This window comes from Halioglobus sp. HI00S01, from assembly GCF_001635445.1.
GTDB classification, from domain to species: Bacteria; Pseudomonadota; Gammaproteobacteria; order Pseudomonadales; family Halieaceae; genus Halioglobus; species Halioglobus japonicus.
Genome location: NZ_LWEE01000110.1, coordinates 361042 through 375301, shown reverse-complemented (window position 1 = coordinate 375301; position 14260 = coordinate 361042). Strand labels below are relative to the sequence as shown.

18 protein-coding genes are annotated in these 14260 nt (G+C 57.4%); 2 read left to right on the top strand and 16 right to left on the bottom strand.

All coding sequences use genetic code 11. From position 1 onward, the window contains the following. Window positions 1-18: 18 nt before the first annotated feature. Window positions 19-1893 (top strand): amidohydrolase family protein, encoded by a 1875-nt coding sequence (locus A3709_RS14540; protein ID WP_066055997.1) that lies wholly within the window; start codon window positions 19-21, stop codon window positions 1891-1893. Between the two features lie 31 nt (window positions 1894-1924). Here A3709_RS14540 and puuE read toward each other — a convergent pair whose 3' ends face one another. From puuE to A3709_RS14490, 10 genes are read right to left on the bottom strand one after another with little or no spacing between them, the layout of a single operon-like run. After that, window positions 1925-2839 carry an allantoinase PuuE gene (gene puuE, locus A3709_RS14535; protein WP_066055994.1) on the bottom strand — a complete coding sequence of 305 codons (915 nt, stop codon included), beginning with the start codon at window positions 2837-2839 and terminating at the stop codon, window positions 1925-1927. Window positions 2840-2896: 57 nt separating this feature from the next. After that, a complete protein-coding gene (ureG, locus tag A3709_RS14530) occupies window positions 2897-3544 on the bottom strand; it encodes an urease accessory protein UreG (protein ID WP_066055991.1) in 648 nt (215 codons plus the stop codon). A gap of 11 nt (window positions 3545-3555) precedes the next feature. Continuing rightward, window positions 3556-4227, bottom strand: a complete 672-nt coding sequence (locus A3709_RS14525; protein WP_066055989.1) for an urease accessory protein UreF — start codon at window positions 4225-4227, stop codon at window positions 3556-3558. Continuing rightward, a complete protein-coding gene (ureE, locus tag A3709_RS14520; protein WP_066055986.1) occupies window positions 4211-4660 on the bottom strand; it encodes an urease accessory protein UreE in 450 nt (149 codons plus the stop codon). The genes A3709_RS14525 and ureE overlap by 17 nt, the downstream gene beginning before the upstream one ends. A gap of 7 nt (window positions 4661-4667) precedes the next feature. Further along, window positions 4668-6371: an urease subunit alpha gene (gene ureC / locus A3709_RS14515; RefSeq protein ID WP_066055982.1), complete on the bottom strand. Its 1704-nt coding sequence runs from the start codon at window positions 6369-6371 to the stop codon at window positions 4668-4670. Further along, window positions 6368-6694: an urease subunit beta gene (locus A3709_RS14510; RefSeq protein WP_066055979.1), complete on the bottom strand. Its 327-nt coding sequence runs from the start codon at window positions 6692-6694 to the stop codon at window positions 6368-6370. The genes ureC and A3709_RS14510 overlap by 4 nt, the downstream gene beginning before the upstream one ends. Before the next feature lie 10 nt (window positions 6695-6704). Further along, window positions 6705-7007, bottom strand: a complete 303-nt coding sequence (locus A3709_RS14505; protein WP_066055977.1) for an urease subunit gamma — start codon at window positions 7005-7007, stop codon at window positions 6705-6707. 19 nt (window positions 7008-7026) lie between these two features. Then, window positions 7027-7893: an urease accessory protein UreD gene (locus A3709_RS14500; protein ID WP_066055973.1), complete on the bottom strand. Its 867-nt coding sequence runs from the start codon at window positions 7891-7893 to the stop codon at window positions 7027-7029. Continuing rightward, window positions 7890-8129, bottom strand: coding sequence for a hypothetical protein (locus A3709_RS14495; RefSeq protein ID WP_066055967.1), 240 nt, complete (start codon window positions 8127-8129; stop codon window positions 7890-7892). The genes A3709_RS14500 and A3709_RS14495 overlap by 4 nt, the downstream gene beginning before the upstream one ends. Next, window positions 8126-8707, bottom strand: coding sequence for a phosphoribosyltransferase (locus A3709_RS14490; protein ID WP_229801769.1), 582 nt, complete (start codon window positions 8705-8707; stop codon window positions 8126-8128). Before A3709_RS14490 ends, A3709_RS14495 begins: the two co-directional genes overlap by 4 nt. A 66-nt stretch (window positions 8708-8773) precedes the next feature. Here A3709_RS14490 and A3709_RS14485 point away from each other — a divergent pair, with 66 nt between their 5' ends. Beyond that, a complete protein-coding gene (locus A3709_RS14485; RefSeq protein ID WP_066055961.1) occupies window positions 8774-9346 on the top strand; it encodes a phosphoribosyltransferase in 573 nt (190 codons plus the stop codon). Window positions 9347-9357: 11 nt separating this feature from the next. On the opposite strand, the gene A3709_RS14480 is transcribed toward A3709_RS14485, so the two are convergent. The 6 genes from A3709_RS14480 to alc are packed head-to-tail and all read right to left on the bottom strand — an operon-like array spanning window position 9358 to window position 14238. After that, window positions 9358-10560: a urate hydroxylase PuuD gene (locus tag A3709_RS14480; protein WP_066055958.1), complete on the bottom strand. Its 1203-nt coding sequence runs from the start codon at window positions 10558-10560 to the stop codon at window positions 9358-9360. Between the two features lies 1 nt (window position 10561). Continuing rightward, complete coding sequence (gene guaD / locus A3709_RS14475; RefSeq protein ID WP_066055956.1) at window positions 10562-11878, bottom strand: guanine deaminase; 1317 nt, start codon at window positions 11876-11878, stop codon at window positions 10562-10564. After that, window positions 11875-12384 carry an ureidoglycolate lyase gene (locus A3709_RS14470; RefSeq protein ID WP_066055953.1) on the bottom strand — a complete coding sequence of 170 codons (510 nt, stop codon included), beginning with the start codon at window positions 12382-12384 and terminating at the stop codon, window positions 11875-11877. Before A3709_RS14470 ends, guaD begins: the two co-directional genes overlap by 4 nt. Beyond that, entirely contained in the window at window positions 12384-12725 is a 342-nt protein-coding gene (uraH, locus tag A3709_RS14465; protein WP_066055950.1) for a hydroxyisourate hydrolase, read from the bottom strand. Before uraH ends, A3709_RS14470 begins: the two co-directional genes overlap by 1 nt. Further along, window positions 12722-13222 (bottom strand): 2-oxo-4-hydroxy-4-carboxy-5-ureidoimidazoline decarboxylase, encoded by a 501-nt coding sequence (uraD, locus tag A3709_RS14460; RefSeq protein WP_066055948.1) that lies wholly within the window; start codon window positions 13220-13222, stop codon window positions 12722-12724. The genes uraH and uraD overlap by 4 nt, the downstream gene beginning before the upstream one ends. Next, the gene (gene alc / locus A3709_RS14455) at window positions 13219-14238 is read right to left on the bottom strand and encodes an allantoicase (RefSeq protein ID WP_066055946.1); all 1020 of its coding nucleotides are present in this window, start codon (window positions 14236-14238) and stop codon (window positions 13219-13221) included. The genes uraD and alc overlap by 4 nt, the downstream gene beginning before the upstream one ends. Between the last annotated feature and the right edge of the window lie 22 nt (window positions 14239-14260).

The following is a 14260-nucleotide window of genomic DNA, read 5'->3' as shown; positions in this document are numbered from 1 at the left end:
GGGAGCCGGAGTTAGTTTATGTCCAGAAAGACCTGGGACACCCTTATCCAGAATGCCACTGTTTTCGATGGCAGCGGCGATAAGCCAAGAGAGATGGATATTGCCATCAAGCGCGGCAAGATTGCCGCCATGGGTATGTTCTTGCCGCGGTCCATGGCCGACGAGGTTATTGATGCCACTGGTAAGTGGGTGACACCGGGGCTGCTGGATATTCATACTCATCTGGACCTCGAGGTCGACCTCGAACCCGGGCTGCCTGAAGTCGTGCGCCACGGAACGACCACCGTGCTGGTGGGGAACTGTAGCCTGGGTACGGCATTCGGGAGTCAGCGGGTGGGTGACCAGGATCCGATCGTGGATTGTTTCACTCGTGTGGAGAACATCCCCAAGTCAGTGTTGCGCAAGGCTGCCGAGGCGGTCACCTGGGAGTCCACCGGCGAATACATGGATCATTTCGATGATATGCCCCTGGGGCCTAACATCGGCATTTTCATTCCGCACTCCATGCTGCGCATTGAGGTCATGGGTCTGGAAGCCAGCATTAGCCGTGAACCTACCGAGGCCGAACTGGTGCGGATGGAGAGCCTGCTGGACACGGCGATGGACCAGGGCTACCTGGGCATGTCCACCGATGGCCTGCCCTTCCATTACCTGGCGAACTCACCGCACACGGACAAACGCATTCCAACCCAGTTTGCCAGTTTCGGTGAGCTGAAGCGTCTGCTGCGGGTGGTGCGTAACCGCAACCGTGTTTGGCAGACCACGCCCATTATTGAAAACCGCGCCAAGGCATTCCTGTATTTCGCACTCACCAGCGGCCGCCTGTTCGGCAAAACGTTGAAGACGTCGGCACTGTCGGTGATGGAGTTTGTGCTCGCGCCCAAGGTACACCGGGGTTTTCTGGGTTTTGCCGCACTGATGAACAGCAAGTTGTTCAAGGGCAATATGCATTTTCAGGCATTGGGAACCAATTTCCGGGTCTGGTCCGACGGTATTGTCAGCCCACTGTTTGAAGAACTGGATTCAACTGCTGAACTCATCGCCAAAGAATACGATGATGTTGAAGGGCGCATGGCGCTGCTCAACGACCCCGCCTGGGTGGAGCGGTTCCGCAGCGACTGGTTGCACGGCCGCGTTGGCAAGGGCCTGGCCGGGCTGAAGACCAAGCTGGGTATGCCTGACAACCTGGTGCCTCGTGAGTTGCGGATGATGATCTTTGACGGGGCGCCGGTGTCCGAGTGGGAAGGCGAGAGCCTGCAGGATGTCTATAATCGTGTGCAGCGCTACCAGCGCGGCCAGTCGGACCAGGCTCGATCGGATGCAGAACGCGAGGCCTTTGATAGCTTCCCGCGCACGATGGCCGATGACGCCGATTTCATGCTTGCCTTGCTGCGTGAGTATGACAAGGGCTTCCGTTTCTGGGTGGACATTGGCAATCAGGGCAAACGCGCCACGCTGGATTTCCTGTTGCACAAAAATGCCATGCCCGGTTTCAACGATTCCGGCGCGCATATCACCAACATGGCCTTCTTCGATTCCAACCTGAGTTCGTTGAAGCTCGCCTACAACCAGTCGATGGAAACCGTGGCCACCATGGTCAAGCGTCTCACCAGTGAGCCGGCGGCGTTCTTCGGCCTGGAGGATGTGGGCAAGCTGGAACTGGGTGCCCAGGCCGACCTGGTGATAATCGACCCGGAAGCCTTGGCTAACTGGGATGACAACGAAAACCGGATTCTCGCCTATCGGGAGCTGTTCGAGCACAACCAGATGCTGAGTCGCTCCGATGGGGTGGTCACCCACACGTTCATTAATGGTGAACAGGTCTGGTGCGACGGTGCGGTGACCGAGGCCCTGGGCAGTAAGCCGCTGGGACGGGCACTGCGCGCGGCCTAACACCCGGCCGCGCGTCAGTCGGTGCGGGGTGTCAGCCCGGGAATGGGTGTTCTGTCTGCCAATGACGTGCAATCTCAATACGGCGGGCAAACCAGACCTGGCTGTGAGACTGAGCGTATTCGACAAAACGCTTGAGAGCCGCGAAGCGCCCTGGGCGCCCGACCAGGCGACAATGCAGGCCGATAGACATCATTTTGGGCGCGTCGACGCCTTCGGCATAGAGGGTGTCGAAACTGTCCTTGAGGTAGCTGAAGAACTGGTCACCGCTATTAAAACCCTGTGGTGTGGCAAAGCGCATATCGTTGGCATCCAGGGTATAGGGCACGATTAATTGGTGCTTGTCCGCATCGGTATACCAGAAGGGCAGATCGTCACTGTAGTCATCGGCGTCATAGACAAACCCGCCATCTTCCATGACCAATTTGCGCGTCTGCGGGCTGGTGCGGCCGGTATACCAGCCCAGCGGTCGCTCGCCTGTGAGTCTTTTGTGAATTTCGATGGCCTGTTGCATGTGCTGTCGCTCGACGTCCTCCTCCACGTACTGGTAATCGATCCAGCGCAGGCCGTGAGAGCAGATCTCATGACCATCGCGCAGCATGGCCTCGACAACCTCGGGGTGACGCTGCATGGCAGAGGCGACACCGAATACGGTGACCGGTACCTCGCGCTCTCTGAACAGCCGCAGCAGCCGCCACACACCGACGCGTGACCCGTATTCGTAGATCGACTCCATACTCATATGACGGGTGCCCTGGCGGGCATCGGCTCCGATGATTTCCGATAGAAACTTCTCGGAGGTCGGGTCGCCGTGAAGAATGCAGTTTTCGCCGCCCTCTTCGTAATTGATGACAAACTGTATGGCGATACGGGACTGATTTGGCCAGTTGGCATGCGGCGTGGTTTCGCCGTAGCCACTCAGGTTTCTTGGGTAGTGCTGGTCGGACATGGTCATTCTTTCCGGTCAACTCATGCCAGCGTATGGCTGGCATGAGTCAGGTTGGCATTATTGGCCGACAGTCGCGTCGGGCCGGCTTTCCAGTGGCGGCAACATGCCTGCATCGACAATAAAATCAATGATGTCCTTTAAACCTTCCTCTTGCTTCAGATTGGAAAAGACGAAGGGGCGATCGCCGCGCATTTTAGTGGCGTCGCGATCCATGACTTGCAGTGAGGCACCGACGATAGGAGCGAGGTCGGTCTTGTTGATAATGAGCAGGTCGGAGCGGGTAATACCTGGGCCTCCCTTGCGGGGTATTTTGTCGCCCGCAGATACGTCAATCACGTACAGTGTGAGATCAGACAATTCCGGGCTGAACGTTGCACTCAGGTTGTCGCCGCCACTCTCTACAAACACTATGTCCAATTCGCCGTGGCGCTTTCGAAGTTCGTCGATCGCAGCGAGGTTCATGGAGGCATCTTCACGAATGGCAGTGTGCGGGCAGCCCCCGGTCTCTACGCCGATGATTCGATCCGCTTCCAATGCCTCGTGCTCTGTGAGGAACTTGGCATCTTCCTTGGTATAAATGTCGTTGGTGACTACTGCGATGTCATAGACGTCGCGCAGGTGGCTGCAGAGCGCGCGCAGCAGGGCTGTCTTACCGGAGCCTACAGGGCCGCCGACACCAACTCGCAAAGTTTGTTTTACAGTCATGTATCTCTCCTTCAGGAACGGAACAGGCGGGAGTACTGAGACTCGTGACGGCAGCTGGCCAATGCCAGTGCCGGCAGTGACCCGCCAATATCTATGTCTTCAAGTTGTTTGGCTGCGCTCAAGCAGGCTTCCAGATCGGCCTGCAGCAGGCTGATCAATTGCTGGGCGGCCGTTTGTCCAAGTGGCACCAGTTTGGTCGCGGCCGCGGCCTGGTTTTCCAGCCAGGACCACAGGTAACCTCGACATGTACTGTCTTCGTCGATACCCCAGTGCGCAGCGGCGCAGGCGAAAATAGTTACAAAACTTTGCTCGCCGTCGATCGCGGGCAGTGGCATATCAAGGTCGCCCAGCAGGCGCGCCAGTGCCTGCCCCATTGCTGTGTCAGTGAGGCGTAATTCTGCAGTTTCGCGGCAGGCTAGCGCCAGCGCATTGTTGTAGTTTAGAGTATGGATGTCGCCGGACAGGCTGGACCGGTGCTGTCGCAGCAGTAGTGGCAGATCAACCCGCCCCAGCGAGAATGCCAGTTGTTGGCGCAACCAGTCAGCGGTGCTGTCTCGGTCAGTAAGCCAGCCGGCATCGACGGCATACTCCATACCCTGCGAGAACGCATAGCCTCCTACCGGCAGGGCTGGGCTGGAGAGCTGCAGCAGTCGCAACAGCGCGCTGTCAGTGGTGATGGCCATGTCCCCCCCGAGCGTAGGCACCGGATTCGGGAACGAATACCGCCTGGGTGCTAACCGTTGCCAGGCCCAGTTCGCTGAGCATTTCTTCCAGCACATGGTCGGGGGAAATACGCAGCCAGCCGGCGCCGATCTGTACCTTGGTATGACGATTGCCCAGGTGATAGCAGGCGCGGCTGAACAGCAACGCGTCGTCGGTACTGGCTTCCAGCACCGCTTCCCTGGCGCCGTCCACCTGTAAGAATTTGCCACATCGGGTTTTCAGGATCTCTCCAACCTGCAGGGTTTGGCCGCGCTCCAGGAAAATACGGACCTCTTCGCCGTTGCTGGACTCAGCCTTGAAGCGTCCTCGTTCGCGCTGCAGGTGATCGAGTACCACCTGGGCGTGGATGTTGTCGGCGGCAGCCGCGGTCTGGCGTTCGTAAACTTCGAGCATTCCTACCTCAGAACAGGTTGTACAACTGGGCGAGCGGCAGTACATCCGCTGGCTCGCAGGTAAGTAGTTCGCCATCGGCCCTCACCTCATAGGTTTGTGGGTCGACGGTCACCGTGGGCTGCCATGTGTTGAGCAGCATATTGGCTTTGCTAATGGATCGGGTATTGCGGCAGGCCACCATTTTACGGCGCACGCCGAGGGTCTCAGCAATGGCTGCTTCGACGGCTGCTCGCGAGCAGAAAGTGACCGAGGTATGCCGCGCGGCGCCGGCATGGGCACCAAACATGGGTCGATAGTGGACTGGCTGCGGTGTGGGAATCGATGCATTGGGGTCTCCCATGGGAGCCGCAGCAATAAAGCCGCCCTTGATAATCATCGAAGGTTTGACGCCGAAAAACGCCGGTTTCCACAGTACCAGATCGGCCAGCTTGCCCTCCTCAATTGAGCCGACTTCGTGATCTATGCCGTGCGTAATCGCGGGGTTAATCGTGTACTTGGCGACATAGCGTCGCGCGCGGAAGTTGTCGTGACGCTCGTTGTCCTCGGCCAGAGCGCCGCGCTGTACTTTCATTTTGTGGGCGGTTTGCCAGGTGCGTGTCACCACCTCGCCGACCCGGCCCATCGCCTGGGAGTCCGACGCAATCATGCTGAATGCGCCCAGGTCATGAAATATGTCCTCGGCGGCAATCGTCTCTTTGCGAATTCGCGAGTCAGCGAAAGCAACATCTTCCGGAATAGAGGTGTCCAGATGATGACATACCATGAGCATATCGAGATGCTCATCTACAGTATTGCGTGTATAGGGCCGGGTCGGGTTGGTCGACGACGGCAGTACGTTAGATTCGGCGCAGGCGCGAATGATATCAGGCGCGTGTCCGCCTCCGGCACCTTCAGTATGGTAGGTGTGAATCGCGCGACCCTTGAACGCAGCCAGAGTATCGCCGACAAAACCGGACTCATTCAAGGTGTCGGTATGAATGGCCACCTGTACGTCGAACCGCTCTGCCACGCTAAGGCAGGTGTCGATGGTAGCAGGCGTGGTGCCCCAGTCCTCGTGGAGTTTTAAACCGCAGGCACCCGCAGCGAGTTGTTCTTCCAGCGGCAGTGCCTGGCTGGCATTGCCCTTGCCCAGGAATCCGAAGTTCATGGGCAGGTCATCGGTGGCCTGAAGCATCTTGCCAATGTTCCATGGCCCGGGTGTGCAGGTTGTGGCATTGGTGCCGGTTGCAGGTCCAGTGCCTCCGCCAATCATGGTAGTCACACCCGACATCAGCGCCTCTTCGATCTGCTGTGGACAGATAAAGTGAATATGCGCATCGACCCCTCCCGCAGTAAGAATCTGCCCTTCGCCGGCGATGACTTCGGTGCCGGGGCCGATAACGATCGTGACGTTGTCCTGAATATCCGGGTTGCCCGCTTTGCCAATGCCGCATATGCGTCCTGTTTTAATGCCGACATCCGCTTTGACGATTCCCCAGTGATCGAGTATCAGGGCGTTGGTAATGACGGTATCTGCCACTTCTGAGCTGGTTAGTTGGCCCTGGCCCATGCCGTCACGAATGACCTTGCCTCCGCCAAACTTTACTTCGTCGCCGTAAACTGTGTAGTCCTTCTCCACTTCGATCAGCAGCGCAGTATCGCCGAGCCTGACACGGTCTCCGGTCGTGGGACCGAACATGGCGGCATAGGATTTTCTGTCGATGGTAGTCATGCGTCCGCCTCCTCGCTGTCCAGTGGTCCCATCACCTCACCGCGGAAACCATAGACCTCGCGTTTCCCCGCATAGGCGACCAGTTCCACCTCGCGGTCCTGGCCTGGCTCAAAACGAACCGCGGTGCCGGATACGATATTCAGGCGGAAACCACGGGCGGCTTCCCGGTCGAATTCCAGTGACGGATTGACCTCATAGAAGTGGTAGTGGGAGCCCACTTGTATCGGCCGGTCGCCGCTATTTTTGACGAATAGGGTGACGGTGGTGCGCCCCACGTTGAGTTGCAGATTGCCTTCTGCGGCGAGTATTTCTCCTGGCTTCATGGCCGTATCCTCAGTTTATGGGGTTGTGAACAGTGACCAGCTTGGTGCCGTCGGGAAAGGTCGCCTCTACTTGTACTTCGTGAATCAGGTCAGCCACGCCGGGCATTACCTGGTCGGCGGTGAGAATTTCCCTGCCGTAACTCATGAGTTCTGCCACCGTTTTGCCGTCGCGTGCCCCTTCCATAATCTCCAGGGTTAGCAGTGCGACTGCCTCCGGGTAATTCAGCTTCAGTCCACGCGCCAACCGTCTTTCTGCCAGTAGTGCCGCCGTGAATACCAGTAACTTATCTTTCTCTCTGGGGAGCAATTCCATGTCGTCTTCCGTCAGTTGTTCAGGTTAACCAGATACGTGGTTGGCAAGAGGGCCTGCCCAGTAGCCGAGGGCGTAGTGCATGCCACCAGCCTGTGAATGCCTTGCGTGCCTGCTCGGCGCTGTCGCCCAGGTAGCGGCCAACGACAAAGCTACCCACCTGAGACAGGTCGGCCTGAGGTGTGTGAGTAGCGTTGCGTAATTGATCCATGTCTTCTTCTGTCAGTGGTTTGCTTAAAGGGCCTGCAAGAAACAGGCCGCAGCTGGTCTCACCACGCAGCGTCGCGCTGCCCTGGAGTTGGTTTGTCAGGTTCTCTTCAGTAATGTGCAGCCCTTCGACAAACACCGGAACGCCATCGTGAAAGACGCGATAGCGCTGCAGGAAACTGCCCTGAGAAAACGGCTGATTCGAAGCAGGGAGACCAAAACAACTGATTTCCCAGCCCACAAAATGGCTGTCTCCCTCGAGCTCTATCTGGGTGTCCAGTTGCACACAGGCGCCGTTATAAATAATGGTCTCAAGCGGAAACCATTCGAGGCTGCAGCCAGGGGCGAGCTTGAGTCGGACGTCCTGCTTTTGCACTGGGTTGAAATCTCGCGCCCGGTAAATGCGTGCAGCTCCGGGCGTGGTAATCAGCGCCCTGGCGGCGTTCTCCATGTCGACATTAATGGTGAGATGGTCGCCTGAAACAACGCCCCCGGGGGGGTGCAGCAGATACAGGTGCGCCAGCGAATCACCCTCGGGGTAAAAGGCCTTTTGTACATACAGTGGCCCTTTGTGCCTGCAGCGATACAGGCGCGTCTGTGCTTCGCGCTGTGCGAGGCTGAGTTCTAGGGAGGCGTGCCAGGCAGATTCATCCACCAGGTCCGGTGCGACGATCGTATTCAACGCGACTGCTTGTCCTTAGCGGTGAGGTGGGTAGATACGGCGCGGCCTGCAGCCGGTGCCAGTATCGCCAGCCCGGCCAGCCCGGCCAGTACCGCCATTGCGGGACCCCAGTGGTCGAGGTGGGTCCATAAGTGGGCGAGATTAGTCAGTATGCCATCCGGGTGGGTGCCGTTGTGGGCGAATACGCTGCCGCTGGCAAAGGTGGTGGCGATCGCGAGAGAAAGGGACTTATTCATAGGTTCTCCAAAATGGGCTTTACCCAGGGTTTATGGTGAGTGATCTCGTCATCGGTCAGGCCCTGCAGCTCGTAGGGCAGTACCAGCCAGTCTGATGTTTCATGCAGAAAGTAATCGGGGATACGTCCTGTTCGGTTTTTGTCTGGGCGGTAAAAAGGCACAGCAATCCGCACGTCCTCGGGATAGTTGCGCTTGCACTTGGCTTGCAGGCGTTGCAATACCGCCTCAATGTTGTGGCCGCTGCTGAAGACGTCATCGACGAGTAGCAGGCGGTCATCCCGGTTGAGCTGCTCGTAGAGATACTGGAGGCCATGCACACGAATTGTTTCCGGCGACTGCACTTTTTCCAGATAGCTGTCCATACCGCGATAAGAGGTGCGGATGGCGATGTGGTCGGTCATGACGCCCAGGTATTGAAGGCACTCTTGGACGTAGATGCCAACCGTCGACCCGCCTCGCCAGATACCGACAATGAAATTGGGCCGAAAGCCGCTTTCGTAGATGTTCACTGCCAGACGGAAGGCGTCGTTGAGCAGTTCTTCCTCTTCGATAAATCGTTTCTCAGACTGCAGGGACACAATATCTCCAGACATTCGTACGTGTGCGCTCTATACTAGTCATAGTGTAGACCCAGTCGACAGGTCATGATCGAGAAAACCTATCTCTCTGCCCAGCAATTGCTGGAAGACTCTTTCCGCCTTGGCGCAGATATTGTCGCCGATGGATTTCGCCCTTCGTTTATTATCGCCATCTGGCGGGGCGGGACGCCGGTCGGCATAGCCGTGCAGGAAATGCTGGCCTATTCCGGCATTGAGACCGATCACATCGCTATTCGCACATCGTCTTACGCGGCAGAGATCGACGGACGTTCCGCAAGCATCCGCATACACGGTATGAACTACCTGATCAAGTACATTACCCACGATGATCGTTTGTTGATTGTCGATGATGTGTTCGACACCGGGCATACGATCGATGCCGTGATTCGCCATCTGCAGGAGAAGGCCCGGCTTAATACGCCGAGGGAAATTCGCGTGGCTGTGCCTTACTACAAACCCACCCGTAGCGAAGTTGAGCGCGTGCCGGATTACTACCTGCACGAGACTGAAGCCTGGCTCAAGTACCCTCATTCCCTCGAGGGCCTTACCCGAGAGGAAATCCGTGAACACCGACCTGTCCTTTACGACATTCTGGGCCAACATATTCGCGACGACTGAGGCGGGCATCTTCAGTTAGCCGGCGCGCCGGCATCAATCCATGCACCCAGAGTTGCTCGTTCTGCCGGCGTCATGCCGGTCTTGTTCAAGAAAGGCATGTCCTTGGAGTCCACAGTACGCGCCTTGATCCGGGGTGCCCATTGCTGCATCTGGTCAACGGTGTCCAGCATGACACCCATGGGTGCGGTGGTAAATGTCTCGTCGGTAGGTTGCGCAGAGTGGCAGCTCACACAGTGTTTAGTCAGGATCTTCTGCGCAGTCGGAGCGTTTACCTGAGAGACCGTGTCAGTCGAATCGCTGACCGGCGCTGGCTTGGGCATGACTGCCCAGGCCAGTGTGGCGGTGGCGAGCAGTGAGATAACCAGAATAATGGGTTTGTTAATCCCTTTGTGGCGGAGGTTAAAGTAGTGCCGCGCGAAGGCGGTGATTGCGATAATCGCCAGCAATATGAGCCAGTTGTGCTCATGGGCATAGGTCATTGGGTAGTGGTTGCTGATCATGATGAACAACAACGGTAACGTGAGATAGTTGTTGTGCGTCGATCGTAACTTGGCTTTCTGTCCCCAGCTTGGATCCGGTGCATCGCCAGCCTCAATGGCTGCCACGAGCGCGCGCTGCGAAGGCATGATGACCCTGAATACGTTGCCGGCCATAATCGTGCCAATCATTGCTCCCATATGAATATAGGCTCCCCGGCCGCTGAACAAATGAGTCAGCGCGTAGGCACTGACTACAGCGAGTCCGATAAGGACCAGACCCAGCACGTAGCCATTGCGGGCCAGTGGTGTCGCACACAGCGTTTCGTAAAGTACCCAGCCGCCCACAATAAACCCCAGGCCGGTGGCTATGGCCTGAAACTGGCTGAGTTCTGCCACCCTGCGATCAATGAGGTACGCATCCGCGCCCACATAGAACACCAGGATCATCAACACCATGCCAGTCAGCCAGGTGCTGTAAGCCTCCCACTTAAACCAGTGCAGGGTTTCGGGCATTTTCTCGGGTGAGAGCTCGTATTTGGCGACCTCGTAAATTCCGCCGCCGTGAATGGCCCATAAGTCACCTTTGATGCCTTTGTCGCTTTTCCAGCGCGGCGGGTCTTGCAGGTGATTGTCCAGCCAGACAAAGTAGAACGAGGCTCCGATCCAGGCTACACCGGTAATGACGTGCAGCCAACGGAAAATAAGCTGCAACCAGTCGAGGACATAGGCTTCCATATCAAGTAGTTTCCGAGTTGTCCCGCTGGTGCACACAAGCGCCAGCGGCGTAAGTTGCGAGAATACTGCGATCATCGCCGAGCATGGCAAGTACGAAAAGCAGTTCCAGGAGAGAGTCGCAGCGCTCGCTGCGATACTCCATCAGTGGTGTTGCAGCGGGATCCAGCACCACGAAGTCGGCCTCTTTGCCCACAGCGAAGTTGCCAATGTGTTGGTGACAATCGATGCTGTGGGCGCCTCCCAGCGTGGCCAGATAAAAGGCCTTGAAGGGCGTCATGCGGTTGCCATCCAGCTGCTGGGTTTTGTACGCGTCGGCCATTGTCTCCAGGATCGAGAATGTATTTCCTGCGCCCACGTCTGTTCCCAGTCCCACTTTGACGCCTTCGTGTACCGCCCGTTGCAGCTTGAACAAGCCACTGCCAAGAAAGAGATTTGAGGCAGGGCAAAAAGCAATCGCTGAGTTTGTATCAGCCAGGCGCTGCCACTCATCGTTTTCCAGGTGGATGCAGTGTGCGAAGGTACTGCGCTCTCCAAGCAGTCCGGCGCGGTCGTAGCTGTCGAGGTAGTGCTTCGCTTCAGGGAACAGCTCCTTGACCCAGGCAACTTCGGCGAGATTTTCCGAAAGATGCGTGTGCATATGCACGCCCGGATGTTCCGTTAAGAGTTTGCCAGCCAGGGCCAGCTGCTCTGGCGATGAAGTGGGTGCAAAGCGCGGCGTCACGGCATAGCGAAGCCGGCCGCGTCCGTGCCAGGTCTCTATCAGGCGCTTGCTGTCGGCGTATCCCTCTTCCGGTGTGTCGCGCAGTTCCTCGGGAGCATTGCGGTCCATGAGTACTTTGCCGCAGATCATGCGCAGGTCGCGTTGCTCAGCCGCGGCAAAGAACGCATCTACTGACTGTGCGTGGACAGTGCCGAATACTTGAGCCGTTGTGGTCCCATGGCGCAGTAATTCATCGAGAAATCGCTCCGCGACGGCTGCGGCGTAGTCCTCGTCGGCAAACTGGGTTTCTGTGGGGAACGTGTATGTTTCCAGCCACTGAAGCAATTGTTCGCCGTAGGAAGCAATCATTTCCTTCTGGGGGTAGTGGATGTGGGTGTCGATAAAACCCGGACAGATCAGCTTGTCGCGGTAGTCGGTAATTGTGGCCTCGCTGCCCAGTTCGGGTAGGAGCTGCTGAGCACTACCGAGTGCCGCGACTCTGCCATCTTCGATGACTAGCAGGCCATCTTCAATATATTCGTAGCTATCTTCGATGGGTACCAGGTCGGGATCGTGGAGAAAGTGCAATACTCGGGCACGGTAGGCGTGGCTGGTCATGCGGGCGCCTCCAGACGGAACTCGAGCGGCGGCGACAACTCGACTTCATCGCAGTTCTCCCCCGATCCCTGTCTATCGATGACGAGAAAGTTACTTGGTGTATCCAGCGCGAGGCTGTAGTGATGCCAGGTTCCCTGGTGATAATTCACTCCCTGATCGGGGCGAGCCAGGAACAGTTCCACGGATTCGGGATTGAATTCTCCCGCTGGCGCCACAGCAACCAGGTAGGGGCTTGATCCGAGGGGCATGAATGCCTGGCTGCCTTTCGGGTGGCGCTCCATGACTTCGGCGCGAAATGGCAGGACTATTGGCTGGCTGCAGAACACGCTGATGATGGCACTATCGTTGGCTTCTTGCAGTTGCACCGTCGCCAGCGCGTGATGGCGCTGGGTACGGCCGTAGTTGATTGGGAACTGCTCGTTGTCCTCGCTGATTTCGATGACGTCACCGTAGGGCGAAAATGCATCGCGTGTCAGGGTCTTCGCAGTTAGGCTTAATGTTTGCATTAGCTGCCTCTATAGGTGGAGTAACCAAAGCCCGATAGCAGCAGCGGTATGTGGTAGTGAGCGCCATCTTCCTCGATGTTAAAGACCACCTCTGCCCAGGGGTAAAACACGGTTTGTCCATGGCGTTGGAAATAAGCGGCTGTTGCGAAGTGCATCCGGTAGGTGCCTGCAGGTAAAACAAGGTCCTGTGGACAGAGGTCGGCAACGCGGCCGTCCTCGTTGGTGATTCCTTCGCCCATGATTACCCAGGTGTTTTGTTCCTGGCGGCACAGCGTAATGGCCACTTCGGCAGCCGGGCAGCCCCTGGCGGTGTCGAGAATATGGGTGGTGATCTGGCTCATAGCAGTTTCTCCAGGCGCAGATGGAAGATCTTGCGCTGTTCTTCGGCGGCATTCGCCAGCTCCTGTTCGCGGGGGTTGGGCAAGCGGGCCTGCAACAGGTTGAGCATTTCGCTGGCGCTTTTGCCGGTGGCACAAACGATGAAAATAAATCCGAACTTATGCTCGTAGTCGCGATTGCCCTCGGCGAGCGCAGCGATTACATCATCATTAGCTTGCGCCACGGATGCCTGCTCACCTGCGGCAAGCGCTTTAGTGTTGGCGTATTTGGCCTTGAGTGAATTTACGTCGCCGATCTTGGGATGGCCGTCAAACGCCTGTAGATAGTCCTCTTCCGCCAGCTGTCCCCAGACCCTGTCGACCGTTGCAATCAATTCTGCCGGGCTTGCGAATGGACGCGCGGCAAGCACGCCAGCAATCCAGGCTTCGCTGGTACAGCATTGTCTCAGTAGATGCTCTGCATCTTCCCTGGAGGCGTTGTTCAAGGCGTGTAGGCTCATGATGCATCTGTCCAGTCAGGTTCGCCGATAATGCGCAGTCGGCTTATGCCGCCATCGGGGAAGATATTGAGCCGCACGTGGGTGAAGTGTTGCTGCGGTCGTACCAGAATTTCGTCGATGAACAGGTGGATGAGGTCCGCCTGGAGCGGCGTTTTATCGATTACTTTTACCCACTCTGTGTTGCTGTCGGTGTAGTGCTCGTTGATCGAGGCGGCTTCAAGGCTGAAGTGGTCGGGGTAATTACCGAGGTAATGGGCGGTGTCGATCAGTACCTTGCGGATGGTGCCCTTGAGGCCCAGTCGCACAATGCACCAGTCGTTGTCTTCATCCCGGCGTCGTTTTGTCTCCCACCCGTCGCCCATGTTTGTGCCGACGTAAGGCATGAGTAAATTGTTTGGCGAGCTGTAGAACATGTCGCTGCACTGCTGTACATGACCGCCGAGGACCACGCTGGCCAGATCCAGTATTTCACCCGGCACATAGTGTTCCCGGCGAGGCAGTGGTCTGCCCCAGGTGCGCAGGCGTGCTACGCCTCCGTCGGGATAAATTTTCAGGCGTATGTGAGTGCAGGGGCGCTGCTCGTGGATTGCAAATACATTGTGGCTGTCAGCCTCTGTGGGCGACTTGGGCAGTAGTTCGAACCACTCGGCGTCTTCATCGAGGGCACCGATCGCCCAGGCACCCTCGACCGCTGCGAACAGCGGGGCATTACCTGTGAAGTGGGTGGTTTCGATATCAATGCCATGCAGTTCGCCTGCGATACCCAGCCGCAGCACACACCAATCGTGATCAAGATCCGATTTCGCTCGCGCGCGCCGGCCAAAGGAGCGGCGGGATTCCCAGCCGTCCATCCATTGACCGGTAGCGATAAAGTGCCCCTTTTTGAAAATAGGTTCCTCGTGCTTGACCAGGTTTGTGCACTCGGCGAACCATTGGTCGGAGCATGCAAGGGCTTTGCCGCCCACGCGCTCGCTTACCAGGTCGGTGAAGTCTCTTTGAAAGTCCTCAGGTCTCATGTTGTTTCCATTACTCTCGTGG

Excerpts from the sequence above, each read along its gene's own strand:
- ureE (WP_066055986.1), bottom strand. The coding sequence starts at position 4,660 with ATGCTCGAAGTTTACGAACGCCAGACCGCGGCTGCCGCCGACAACATC.
- alc (WP_066055946.1), bottom strand. The coding sequence starts at position 14,238 with ATGAGACCTGAGGACTTTCAAAGAGACTTCACCGACCTGGTAAGCGAG.
- A3709_RS14470 (WP_066055953.1), bottom strand. The coding sequence starts at position 12,384 with ATGCAAACATTAAGCCTAACTGCGAAGACCCTGACACGCGATGCATTT.
- ureG (WP_066055991.1), bottom strand. The coding sequence starts at position 3,544 with ATGACTGTAAAACAAACTTTGCGAGTTGGTGTCGGCGGCCCTGTAGGC.
- A3709_RS14510 (WP_066055979.1), bottom strand. The coding sequence starts at position 6,694 with ATGAAGCCAGGAGAAATACTCGCCGCAGAAGGCAATCTGCAACTCAAC.
- A3709_RS14495 (WP_066055967.1), bottom strand. The coding sequence starts at position 8,129 with ATGAATAAGTCCCTTTCTCTCGCGATCGCCACCACCTTTGCCAGCGGC.
- guaD (WP_066055956.1), bottom strand. The coding sequence starts at position 11,878 with ATGACCAGCCACGCCTACCGTGCCCGAGTATTGCACTTTCTCCACGAT.
- A3709_RS14480 (WP_066055958.1), bottom strand. The coding sequence starts at position 10,560 with ATGGAAGCCTATGTCCTCGACTGGTTGCAGCTTATTTTCCGTTGGCTG.
- A3709_RS14505 (WP_066055977.1), bottom strand. The coding sequence starts at position 7,007 with ATGGAATTGCTCCCCAGAGAGAAAGATAAGTTACTGGTATTCACGGCG.
- A3709_RS14525 (WP_066055989.1), bottom strand. The coding sequence starts at position 4,227 with ATGGCCATCACCACTGACAGCGCGCTGTTGCGACTGCTGCAGCTCTCC.
- uraH (WP_066055950.1), bottom strand. The coding sequence starts at position 12,725 with ATGAGCCAGATCACCACCCATATTCTCGACACCGCCAGGGGCTGCCCG.
- A3709_RS14485 (WP_066055961.1), top strand. The coding sequence starts at position 8,774 with ATGATCGAGAAAACCTATCTCTCTGCCCAGCAATTGCTGGAAGACTCT.
- uraD (WP_066055948.1), bottom strand. The coding sequence starts at position 13,222 with ATGAGCCTACACGCCTTGAACAACGCCTCCAGGGAAGATGCAGAGCAT.
- A3709_RS14540 (WP_066055997.1), top strand. The coding sequence starts at position 19 with ATGTCCAGAAAGACCTGGGACACCCTTATCCAGAATGCCACTGTTTTC.
- puuE (WP_066055994.1), bottom strand. The coding sequence starts at position 2,839 with ATGTCCGACCAGCACTACCCAAGAAACCTGAGTGGCTACGGCGAAACC.
- ureC (WP_066055982.1), bottom strand. The coding sequence starts at position 6,371 with ATGACTACCATCGACAGAAAATCCTATGCCGCCATGTTCGGTCCCACG.